This is a genomic window from Variovorax sp. S12S4, from assembly GCF_023195515.1.
Classification (GTDB): domain Bacteria; phylum Pseudomonadota; class Gammaproteobacteria; order Burkholderiales; family Burkholderiaceae_C; genus Variovorax.
The window spans coordinates 1880239-1891600 of sequence record NZ_JALPKR020000002.1 but is presented as its reverse complement, the minus strand read 5'-3'; the positions used below and the strand labels follow the sequence as shown (position 1 = coordinate 1891600).

Annotated in this window: 11 protein-coding genes; all 11 read right to left on the bottom strand. The window is 66.8% G+C overall.

What is annotated here, in order from left to right:
* Positions 1-47: 47 nt before the first annotated feature.
* The 11 genes from M0765_RS09565 to M0765_RS09515 all read right to left on the bottom strand — a co-directional run bounded on the left by M0765_RS09565 (position 48) and on the right by M0765_RS09515 (position 11345).
* Positions 48-548: a (2Fe-2S)-binding protein gene (locus M0765_RS09565; RefSeq protein ID WP_258503353.1), complete on the bottom strand. Its 501-nt coding sequence runs from the start codon at positions 546-548 to the stop codon at positions 48-50.
* Positions 526-1686: an ABC transporter substrate-binding protein gene (locus M0765_RS09560; RefSeq protein WP_258503352.1), complete on the bottom strand. Its 1161-nt coding sequence runs from the start codon at positions 1684-1686 to the stop codon at positions 526-528. Before M0765_RS09560 ends, M0765_RS09565 begins: the two co-directional genes overlap by 23 nt.
* Positions 1687-1751: 65 nt before the next feature.
* Positions 1752-2474 (bottom strand): bifunctional nicotinamidase/pyrazinamidase, encoded by a 723-nt coding sequence (gene pncA, locus M0765_RS09555; RefSeq protein WP_258503351.1) that lies wholly within the window; start codon positions 2472-2474, stop codon positions 1752-1754.
* Positions 2475-2522: 48 nt separating this feature from the next.
* Positions 2523-3257, bottom strand: coding sequence for an ABC transporter ATP-binding protein (locus M0765_RS09550; protein WP_258503349.1), 735 nt, complete (start codon positions 3255-3257; stop codon positions 2523-2525).
* Positions 3258-3315: 58 nt separating this feature from the next.
* Positions 3316-4131, bottom strand: coding sequence for an ABC transporter ATP-binding protein (locus tag M0765_RS09545; protein ID WP_258503348.1), 816 nt, complete (start codon positions 4129-4131; stop codon positions 3316-3318).
* On the bottom strand, positions 4128-6050 hold the full coding sequence (locus tag M0765_RS09540; RefSeq protein ID WP_157611278.1) for an ABC transporter permease: 1923 nt from the start codon (positions 6048-6050) through the stop codon (positions 4128-4130). Before M0765_RS09540 ends, M0765_RS09545 begins: the two co-directional genes overlap by 4 nt.
* A 22-nt stretch (positions 6051-6072) precedes the next feature.
* On the bottom strand, positions 6073-7278 hold the full coding sequence (locus M0765_RS09535; RefSeq protein ID WP_443098628.1) for an ABC transporter substrate-binding protein: 1206 nt from the start codon (positions 7276-7278) through the stop codon (positions 6073-6075).
* Between the two features lie 82 nt (positions 7279-7360).
* Positions 7361-7945, bottom strand: coding sequence for an amino acid synthesis family protein (locus M0765_RS09530; protein ID WP_258503345.1), 585 nt, complete (start codon positions 7943-7945; stop codon positions 7361-7363).
* 34 nt (positions 7946-7979) lie between these two features.
* Positions 7980-8621, bottom strand: coding sequence for an amino acid synthesis family protein (locus M0765_RS09525; RefSeq protein ID WP_258503344.1), 642 nt, complete (start codon positions 8619-8621; stop codon positions 7980-7982).
* Positions 8622-8641: 20 nt separating this feature from the next.
* Complete coding sequence (locus M0765_RS09520) at positions 8642-9559, bottom strand: UPF0280 family protein (protein ID WP_258503343.1); 918 nt, start codon at positions 9557-9559, stop codon at positions 8642-8644.
* A gap of 160 nt (positions 9560-9719) precedes the next feature.
* On the bottom strand, positions 9720-11345 hold the full coding sequence (locus tag M0765_RS09515; protein ID WP_258503342.1) for a 6-hydroxynicotinate reductase: 1626 nt from the start codon (positions 11343-11345) through the stop codon (positions 9720-9722).
* Between the last annotated feature and the right edge of the window lie 17 nt (positions 11346-11362).

The window sequence follows — 11362 nt, the reverse complement described above, 5'->3', positions numbered from 1 at the left end:
CCCGCATTGCCCCCTCTCCCAGAGGGAGAGGGGATAAGACGAGGCGTTCATGGACGGATCGCCTCTTGCATGCGCAGCGCAGCGCGCTGCACCGCATCCAGAATTTCAATATGCGTTCCGCAGCGGCACAGGTTGCCCGACAGTTCGCTGCGAATGCGCGCCTCGCTCGCATGCGGGTCGCGCGCAAGCAGCGCCGCGGCCTGCATCACCATGCCGTTCAGGCAATAGCCGCACTGCGCGGCCTGTGCATCTTCGAAAGCGGCCTGCACCGGATGCCAATGGCCACGCGTGCCCAAGCCCTCGAGCGTGGTGACAGCACGGCCCGCGACCCCATGCGCGGGAATCACGCAGGCCCGTGCGGCCACACCGTCCACATGCACCGTGCAGGCGCCGCACTGGCCCAGGCCGCAGCCGTACTTGGGCCCATTCAGGCCCAGGTCGTTGCGCAGCAGGTGCAGCAGCGTGGCCTCGCGCGGCACGCCCGCGATCGAACAGGCCTGTCCGTTGACCTGCAGCTGCAGCGGCTCAGCGCCGCAAGTGGCCGTCACGGGTGTACATCTCCAGGTCGACGAACGTCGAGCCGTTGTGGTTCCTCGCGCTGTATTCGACCGGGAAATCGCCGAAGCGCGTGCTGCCGATGCTCTCCATCCCCGCGATGAAGCTGTCGCGCGTGAGTGTCTTGCCGCCGCGGCGCAGGCCCTCGACCATCACGCGCGAAGCGATGTAGCCCTCGAGGGTGGTGTAGCTGTCGATCTTCTCGCCGAACTCCGCGCGGTCGCGCTGGTAGTCGGCCACGATGGGCACGCGAACGGCTTCCGGCGGCGGCACGATGCTGGCCGTGACCAGCCCGGCCAGCTTGCCCTCGAGCCGCTTGGCGGAACCTGCCGCATCGGTAATGCCCACCGACAGCGTGTAGAGCGGCGCAGCCCCGCCGCTCGCGCGGTAGTCGCGTATGAAGACCTCGACCATGCGCCCCGCCATGATCATCAGCACCGCGCCGGGCTTGGCCTCGGCCAGGCCGGCGACCACCTGCTTGGCGTCTTCGGCGGTGATGGCAAGCGGCAGCGTCTTCACGACCTGCACCTTGTAGTCGGCCGCAAGCTGCTCGCAGGTGGCAAGGTTCGACTTGCCGAAGGCGCTGTCCTGGTAGACCACCGCAATCGACGAGAGGCTGATGGTCGAGAGATGGCTGATGATCTTGCGCAGCTCCAGGTCGTAGCCCGCGCGCACGTGGAACAGCAGGCGGTTGACCTTGGCGCGGAACGAGCTGGTGCCCACCAGCGGCGCAAACATGGGAACGCCGGCCTTCTCGGCCAGCGGCATCGCGGCCACCAGGTTGCCGGTGGCCACGTAGCCCGCCAGAGCGAACACCTTGTCCTCGTCGATCAGCTTGGCCGTGTTGACGGCCGTCTTCGCGGGGTCATAGGCATCGTCGTACGTCACCAGCTCGAGCTTGCGTCCGTTGATGCCGCCGGACTTGTTGACGCGATCGAAGTAGAGCTTGATGCCCGCGCGGTAGTCGATGCCGAAGTCCTTGGCCGGACCGCTGAAGACGGCCGACTGGCCGATGCGGATGATGCTGTCGGTGACGCCGTTTTCCGCGCGCGCCGGGCGCAGGAGCCCGGGTCCGATTGCCAGGGCTGCGCCGCCCGCCACGAGGGAGCGCCTCGAAATGGAAGTCTTCATGCGTCGTCGGTTTGTTGTGGTTGTTGTTGTTGCCGTTGGAATGAACGCGATGGCGGCACGTGCGTTCAGGCGGTCTGGATGTCGGCGGACTGGATGCGCTTGACGCCCTTGGCGGTCATCTGCTTCCATGCCGCGGCGAGCGAGCCGTTGAGGTCGATGGCGCGCGTGGCGTCTTCGATCACATACACCTCGAAGCCGGCCTTGCGCGCATCGAGCGCGGTCCAGGCCACGCAGAAGTCGGTGGCCAGGCCGGCCACATACACCGTCTTGATGCCGCGCTGCTTGAGATAGCCGCCCAGGCCCGTGGCGGTCTTGCGATCGGCCTCCTCGAAGGCCGAATAACTGTCCACGCCCTTGTGGAAGCCCTTGCGGATGATGACTTGCGCGGTCGGCAGCTTCAGGTCCTTGTGCAGGGCCGCGTCGTCGGTGCCCTGCACGCAGTGGTCGGGCCAGAGCACCTGCGTGCCGTAAGAAAGCTTGATGCTGCTGAACGGCTTCTGGCCCGCATGCGCGCTCGCGAAGGACGCATGGCCCTGCGTGTGCCAGTCTTGCGTGACGACGATGTTCTCGAACGACTCGGCCAGCTTGTTGATCACCGGCACCACCTCGGCGCCGCCCTTCACAGGCAGCGTGCCGCCGTCGACAAAGCAGTTCTGCACGTCGATGACGATCAGCGCGGACTTGTCGTTCGGCTTGATCTTCGGCGCCGCGAACAGCGCCCCGGCCGCACCCAGCATGCTCAATGCAGCCGTGGACTTGAGAAGGTATCTTCGCTGCGTGTCGTGCATGGTGTGTGCTCCGTTGGTTGATGACAAAAAATCGAAGGAGCCCGAGGGCTAGACGCTCAGGTAGGCGCGGCGCACTTCCTCGTTGGCCGCAAGCTCCGCCATGGTGGCGTGATAGCGGATCTGGCCCTTCTCGAGCACGTAGGCGCGGTCGGACACCAGCTCGGCAAAATGCATGTTCTGCTCCGACAGCAGAATGCTCACGCCCTGCGCCTTGAGCTCCAGGATCATGTTGGCCATCTGCTCGACGATGACCGGTGCCACGCCCTCCGACGGCTCGTCGAGCAGCACCAGGTACGGGTTGCCCATGAGCGTGCGCGCCACGGTCAGCATCTGCTGCTCGCCGCCGCTCATGCGGCCGCCGGGACGGTTGGGCATTTCGCCCAGGTTCGGAAAAAGCTTGAACAGCCGCTCGGGCGTCCACAGCGGCGCCTCGCTGCCATCGGCCCAGCGGCGCGGCGCCTGCTTGCCGACCTCGAGGTTCTCCATCACCGTGAGGTCGGTGAACACGCGGCGGTCTTCGGGCACAAAGCCGAGGCCGAGCTTTGCCGCGTGATGGGGTTCGCTCTTCGAGATGTCGTGGCCCAGAAAGCTCACGTGCCCCTTGCGCTTGGCGAGCATGCCGATCAGCGTCTTCAGCGTGGTCGACTTGCCGGCGCCGTTGCGCCCCATTAGCGCAACGACCTCGCCCCGGCGCACTTCGAGATCGACGTCGTACAGGATCTGCGCGGCGCCGTACCAGGCGCACAGTGCGCTGGCCTTCAACAGTGTTTCATGCGTTTTCATTGAATACCTCCGCCCAGCAGGCTGCGGTGCCAAGCGCCTTCGGGCGGCCGTGCGGCGCTCATGCAACGGCTCCCACCGCCGCGTTCACCTCGGCGGCTTTTTCTGCAATCTTCTCGAAGGTCTTGCCGCTGCCGAAGTACACCTCCTGCACTTTCGGATGGTCGCGGATCTCGAGCGGCTTGCCCTGTGCGATGAGGCGGCCGCGCGCCAGCACGATCATGCGGTCGGCGTACGCAAAGACCACGTCCATGCTGTGCTCGGTAAAGAGCACGGCCATGCCGCGGTCGATGACCAGCTGCTTGGTCAGCGCCATCAGCGAATTGCGCTCCTTGGGCGCCATGCCGGCGGTGGGCTCGTCCATCAGCAGCAGCTTGGGCGCATTGGCCATGGCGATTGCGAGCTCGACGCGCTTGACGTCGCCGTAGGCGAGCTCGCTGCAGGGGCGATCGGCCTGCGCCTTCATGCCGACTTGCTCGAGCAGCGCCAGGGCCTCGTCGCGCCGGTGGTCGGCGGCGCGGCGCCACATCGAGAACAGCTTGCCGTCGTGCGAGAGCAGCGCCATCTGCACGTTCTCGACCACGGTGAGCGACGCGAAGGTTTCGGCAATCTGGAAGGTGCGGCCCACGCCCATGCGCCAGATGGCGCGCGGCTTGCGGCCTATCAGTTCCTCGCCGCCGAAGCGTATCGAGCCCTGGTCGGCCTTGAGTTGGCCGTTCACCATGTTGAAGGTGGTCGACTTGCCGGCGCCGTTGGGGCCGATCAACGCCAGCAGCTCGCCGGGCGCGAGATCGAAGCTGATGCCGTCTACAGCCTTGACGCCGCCGAAGGACTTGCCCAGGTTCTCGACCTTGAGCAGGGGAGCGTTCGCGCTCATGCTTTCACTTCCTCGAGTTTGGCCGTTTCGCGTGCGCCGCGGGTGCGGATGCGCCCGGACAGCTGCTTGGCGAAGCCCGCAATGCCCTGCGGGAACAGCAGCACCAGCAGCAGGATGATGGCGCCGAGCATGGCGCGCCAATAGTCGGTGTTGCGCGCGACCGTGTCGTGCAGCCACGTGAAGGTGACGGCACCGACCACCGGCCCGGCCAGCGTCTGGATGCCGCCGAGCAGCACCATCACCAGGCCATCGACCGACTTGCCGACGCTCAGCGATTCCGGCGAGATGCTTCCCTTGGAGAAAGCGTAGAGCGCGCCGGCCAGGCCCGCGGCGGTGCCTGCGATCACGAAGGCGACCCACTGCATGCGCTTGACGTCGATGCCGATTGCATCGGCGCGCAGCACCGAATCGCGCCCCGCCCGCAGCGCATAGCCGAAGGGCGAGAACAGCACGCGGCGCAGCCCCAGAACGCCCAGCGCCACCAGCGCGAGCGTGAGCCAGTAGTACACGCGCTTGTCCGACAGCCACTCGGCCGGCCAGACGCCGGTGAGCCCGTTGCTGCCGCCGGTGAACGTGTCCCACTGGTAAGTAATGGCCCAGGTGATCTGCGCAAAGGCCAGCGTGAGCATGGCAAGGTACACGCCGGACAGCCGCACGGCGAACCAGCCGTAGACGAAGGCGCCGATGGCTGCGACCAGCGGCGCGACGACGAGCGCCAGCTCCATCGGCATGCCGCTTGCGCGCACCAGCAATGCCGCGCCGTAGGCCCCCAGGCCGAAGTACGCCGCATGCCCGAACGAATGCATGCCCGCCGGACCCATGATGAAGTGCAGGCTGGCCGCAAACAGCGCGGCAATGAGCAGGTCGATCATCAGCACCGTGGTGTAGGGCGAGTCCGCGGTGAGCAGCGGTGCCGCTGCCAGCACCAGGCCGAACACCGCCGCGGCCACCACGTAGGTCTTGCTGGCGCGGCGCAGCGGTTCTTCCTGCATGCCTACGTAGCGGCTTGGCGCCTGCGGCCGGCCGAAGAGGCCCCACGGCCGCCACACCAGCACCACCGCCATCACCAGAAAGTCCACCACCAGCGTGAGCTTGGAAAACGAAACGCTGATGCCGAACACATCGACCACGCCCAGCCAGATGCAGATGGCCTTGATCTCGGCAATCAAGAGCGCTGCCGCATAGGCGCCCGGAATCGATCCCATGCCGCCGACCACCACGACCACGAAGGCCGCACCGATGGTGTTGAGGTCCATCTCGAGCGTGGCGGGCTCGCGCGGCAGCTGCAGCGCACCGCCAAGGCCCGCAAGCAATGCACCGAGCGCGAACACCGCCGTGAACAGCCACGCCTGGTTGACGCCCAGCGCGCTGACCATCTCGCGGTCTTGCGTGGCGGCGCGCACCAGCGTGCCGAAGCGTGTGCGCGTGAGCAGCATCCACACCAGGCCGAGCACCAGCGGCCCGACGACGATGAGGAACAGGTCATAGGACGGAAACTGCCGCCCCAGGATCATGACCGAGCCCGACAGGCCCGGCGCCCGCGGCCCGAGCAGTTCGTCAGGGCCCCAGAGCCAGAGCACCGCATCCTTGATGACGAGGACGAGCGCAAAAGTGGCGAGCAGTTGGAACAGCTCGGGCGCCTTGTAGATGCGGCGCAGCAGCACCACCTCGATCACGGCACCCAGGATGCCGACCGCCACCGCCGCCAGCAGCAGCGCGGGCCAGAAGCCCAGGCTGCCGCCCAACTTCTCGACCAGCGTGTAGGCGATGTAGATGCCCACCATGAAGAACGAGCCATGCGCGAAATTCACGATCCGCGTGACGCCGAAGATCAGCGACAGGCCGGCTGCCACGAGAAAGAGCGACGACGCGCTCGCAAGCCCGTTGAGCAGCTGGACGATGAAACCTGAAAAACTCATGACCCGTTCACCTTGCTGCCGTTCAGTCCGCCGCGCGGGTTTTCTTGATTTCAGCCGGCGTCGGCTGGTACTTGGCATCGGCGCCGTCGAGGTAGGTGTAGTTCACCATCACACCCTTGCCGTTTTCGTTCTTGGTGCGGCCCACGAAGGCGCCCATGGTCGACTGGTGGTCTTCGGGACGGAAGGTGATCTTGCCGAACGGCGAATCGACCTGCAGGCCCTTGAAGGCGGCCACCAGCTTCTCGGTGTCGGTGCTCTTGGCCTTGGCAATGCCCGCCGCGGCCGACTTGATCATGCTGTAGCCCACCACCGAGCCCAGGCGCGGATAGTCCTTGAACTTGGCCTGGTAGGCCTGCTCGAACTTCTTGTGCTCCGGCGTGGTGATGCCGTACCAGGGATAGCCGGTCACGATCCAGCCGTTGGGCGCTTCGTCCTTCAGCGGATCGAGGTACTCGGGCTCGCCCGTCAGCACGCTCACCACCTCGCGGTCCTTGAACAGGCCGCGCGTGTTGCCTTCGCGCACGAACTTGGAAAGGTCGGCGCCGAACAGCACGTTGAAGATCGCGTCGGGCTTGGCATCGGCCAGCGCCTGCGCCACGCTGCCCGCGTCGACCTTGCCCAGGGGCGTGGCCTGCTCGGCCACGAACTCCACGTCGGGCTGCGCGGCCTTGAGCAACTGCTTGAAGGCTGCCACGGCCGACTGGCCGTATTCGTAGTTGGGGTACACGATGGCCCAGCGCTTCTTCTTGAGCTTGGCGGCCTCGGGCACCAGCATGGCGGCCTGCATGTAGGTGCCGGGGCGCAGGCGGAAGGTGTACTGGTTGCCGCCCTGCCAGGTGATCTTGTCGGTCAGCGGTTCGCCGGCAAGGAAGAAGAACTTCTTCTGCTTGGCAAAGTCGGTCACGGCCAGGCCGGTGTTCGACAGGAAGGTGCCGGCCAGCATGTCGACCTTTTCGCGCGAGACGAGTTCTTCGGCCACGCGCACGGCGTCGCCGGGGTTGGCGTTGTCGTCGCGCGTGATCAGCTCGATCTTCTTGCCGTTGACGCCGCCCGCGGCATTGATTTCATCGACGGCGAGTTCCATCCCCTTCTTGTAGGGCTCGAGGAAGGCAGGCTGCGCCTTGTAGCTGTTGATCTCACCGATCTTGATGACGCCTTGCGCCTGCGCGACCGGAATCAGTGCGACGGTGAGCGCAGCGAGCGACACCACGTTGAAGGCAAAACGCATGGTCATGGGGAACTCCTCGTTGAAATGGTCAATGGAACCGAATAAATGCAATGGGCGCAAGCTGCAAGCCCTGGGATGAGCGTCATTTGAGGCCGTCTTCGCCCTTGATGTCGGCGACCTGCAGGCCACCGATACGAGGCAGCGGACGGCCGCTGTCGGTGACGGCCACCGCCACCACGATCTCGTTGGCGCGCGGTGCGTCGGACACGCGGGCCTCGACGGCGTCGAAATGGCTGCGCACGAAGGCGGCGTCCTTGTGGCCGAGCGGCACGTCGATGGCGGTGCCCAGCGTGCCGCGCTTCTTGGCAGAAGGCACCAGCGCCGCGCCCTTTTCAACGGCCACGCGCAGCGGCGCTCCCAGCTTGGGATGCAGGATGGCGGCCGCATGCTCGAGCTCGCCGTTCTCGCCCACGATGGCGGCCTTGCCGTAGCTCTGCGCCTGGCCGGGGTCGATGCCGAGCGCCTTCACAGCCTTCTGGCCGAGCAGCGCGCCCAGCTCTTCGCCGATGGCGATCAGCTCGTCGAGGTTCTCGCTGAAGCGGCCCGCATAGGGGTTCTCGATCACGGCAATGGCCACCGCGCGGCGCGTGGGCGGCGTGATGTCCTTGCCCATTTCCTTGCGGGTTTCGTCGACCTGGACGACGAGCTTGCGGATGTTGGCGGTCATGTGTTGTGTTCCTTCTTGTCTCTTCTGGGGCGGCTCAGCGCAGGCCGTCCCACTTGCTGATGTCCTTGGCGAGCAGGCCGCCCACGCGCGCATGCACGCGGTAGCCGGTGCTCATGGCCAGGATGAAGACGATCTCGTCGGCCGCGGGCGCGCCGGGCACGCGCACTTCAATGGCGTCGAACTGGCCGCGCACGTAGCTGGCGTTGATGTTGGTGAGCGGCACGTCGAGCGCCGCACCGGGCGGGCCGACCTTCTTGGTCGAGGGCACGATGGAAAGCGCGTTGCCGGGCTGGCCGGTTTTTTCTTCGGCCTTGCCCGCGGTGTAGGCGGCGCGGCTGCCCTTCCAGCCGAGCAGCTCGCGCATCGCGTAGCCGCCGGGCACATGCCAGAGCGCGCCGTGCTCGAGCTCGCCCGCGGCACCGACGATCGCGCCCTTGCCGTAGGTGGCGATCTGTTCGAGCGGCACCTCCATGGCGGCATGCAGCCGGTGCGCCATGTCGACGCCCACGGGGTCGAGCAGCGCCATCATCGGCAGGATGTCGGGCTCGTAGCGGCCCGCAAAAGGATTGGTCAGCACCGCGCCGATGGCACCGCGCACCAACGGGGTGTCGGCGCGCGGGCCGAACTCGTGGTGGATGTGCTCGACATGGGTGAAGACGCGGCGTATATCGATCATGAAAGGAACCTTGCTTTTCGTTAAGCAAATACTGAACCAACTGCCACGGAGGCCGCCGCCGGCAGCGCCTTCGAGCATAAGGGTTCGACAAGTCGCCACTGCCCCTGGCAAACGAGCAGAACGGCCCAGACGAGCCCGCCTTTTTGCAGCACCTTGGCGCAGACCGCCCCCGTATCGAGCGCGCTTTGTACCTGCGAAGGCGCCAACGGCGGCACATCGACCGTGACCAGGATGTCGCCCAGGTCGCTATCGTCCTTGCATTCGTTCGCCGGGCGCCGTTGGATGGCTGCATCGTCCACGTCGACGGCATTGGCAATCACAGTGGCGGCCGCGTCGGCTTGCGCCGCCGTGGCGGCAAGCACCGTCACGCTGTCGGCAATGCCCAGTGAGAAACTGCGGCCGCGCCAGCCGCTGGTGGCCACGCCGCGCACCGGCTGATCGGCCTTGATCTCGAACTGGCCGTCGGTGGTGAGGATGCTGCTTTCACCATCGACATGCTTGCGCCAATCGAAGCGCGCCAGGTCGGAGTAGACGCCCACGCGCGCCGACTGGCCGGGCGCGAGGTGCAGCGCGATGTCGCCGCCGTTGTTGATCCACGCGCGTTCGATGCCTGGCCGGTCGTAGAACGCGATGAGTTCCTGTGCCACGGAGCCGGCCACCGCCGCCATCGGCGTGACGAACATCGGCGAGAACGCGGCGCACGCATTCCACATGCGCCTGGCAATCACGCCGCGCGGGCGCATGTTGTCGCTTGCGGGCAGGCGCAAGAGCGGCAGCTCGCGCACCAATTCGTCGAGCACGTGGACAAAGCGCGCCCAGGCCGCGTCGTGCGCGGCCGCGACGGCGTACGGGTCGCCATGCGCCTCGGCCACGATGTCGATCGGGCCATGGTTGAAATGCCAGCGGTTCGCGTCGAGCGCGGTACGGTGGGCGGTCATGGCTCACCCCCGGGGTTCGCGCATTGCTCCCTCCCCTTCCGGGGAGGGTTGGGGGGGGGGCACGCGGCGTATCCAAGGGGCGCTCTGCCCGCCCCCATCCCAGCCTTCCCCCAGAGGGGGAAGGAGCAACAGCCACAGCGAACGAAAGGATGGTCATCGTTCAACCCAGCATGGGCGGATGCCCCAGCGGCCACGGGTTGGCGTCGTCCATCACGAGCCACTGCCGCGCCAGCGGCGCACCGTCTTCCTGCCACGCACCGCGGGCGAGCGCCTGCTCGAGCGAGAAGATGTGCTCCATGTGGCCGCCGAGCGCTGCGTAGTCGTCGCGCCGCATGCTGAACTCGATGGGCGCCACGATGGCCGGCGTGGGCACGGTGCCAAAGCTGTTGTCGGGCATGCGCATGACGTCCGCCATCACGGTGATGCCGCCACCGGGCCACACATAGGCCGGCGCGCCGCCGCAGGTCACGTTGACAAGCGCGCGCTTGATGGCGCGCGTGAGCAGCACCGGGTTTTCGGTGACGCCCGCACGCAGGCTACCGCCCGCACCGCCGAGGAACAGCACCGTGCACAGTGAGGGTTCGCAGTTCTCTCCGATGCGCTCGACGATGCGCTTCACTTCGGCGGGCATTTCCTGCTCGACGGGCTTCAGCGCCTCGTCGAGCACATACCACTGCGCGTGCTCGCCGGTGGTCGATGTCATCAGAAGGCGCAGGCCCGGGCGCGCCACGCCCTCTTCCCATCCTTCGATGATCGAGAGCGGATCGGCGATGTCGGTGCCGCCCCAGCCGTTGCCTGGGTTCGCCACCTGGAAGTAGCGCCCCGGCGTGGACTTGCGCCCCAGCATCTGGATGCCCGAAGGCGCCATGTCGAGGCAGCGCCCGGCCTGGTGCTCGGTGAGCACGCCGGTGATGTGGTCGTCGACCACCACCACCTCGTCGGCCACGCCCGCGAACTGGCGCGCGAAGATGCCAACCGCCGCCGAGCCGCAGCCCACGCGCATGCGCTGCTCTTCCACGCCGTTGACGATGGGCGCCTTGCCGGCCTGGATGACGAGCGTGGAGCCGCCGTCGATGGTGCACTCCACCGCCTTCTTGTTGCCCAGCAGCTGCATCAGCTCGGCCGTCATGCGGCCTTCCTTCTTGCTGCCGCCGGTGAGGTGGTGAACGCCGCCGAGCGAGAGCATCTGCGAGCCGTATTCGGCCGTGGTGACGTGGCCGACCACCTCGCCGCGATACCGCACGTTGGCCTGCTCGGAGCCCAGGAAACGATCGGTGTCGATCTTCACCTTGAAGCTGCAGTAGCTGAAGATGCCTTCGGTAACGACGGTGACCATGTCGACGCCCTGGGCTTTGGAGGCCACGATGAAGGGGGCGGGCTTGTAGTCGGGGTAGGTGGTGGAAGAGCCCACGCCGGTGACGAACACTTCGTCGGCATGCAGCAGGTCGCCGTTCCAGTCGGGAGTGCCCGCCTCGGCGGCCTCTGTCTTTTCAGCGGCCGGCCGATCGAAGGGCACCAGCTTGGGCGCCTCGCCCGCGATCTCGCGGCGCAGCAGCACCACGGGATCGACGCGCACCAGCACGCCCTCGCGGTTGGCGTAGCGGTCGCAGGCGCCCGTGCGGCCGTCGGAAATCTGGCACAGCACGGGGCAGGCATTGCACTCGACCTTGGCGGTGCTCATGCGCTCGTTGCGCGGCGGCGCCTTGCCGAAGGCGCTGCTGCCGGCTTCTGCGACCACCGGCATGTCCATGCCGGGCATTCCGTCTGTCTTGGTGTGTTCGGTCATCGGGGCGATCTCGTGGG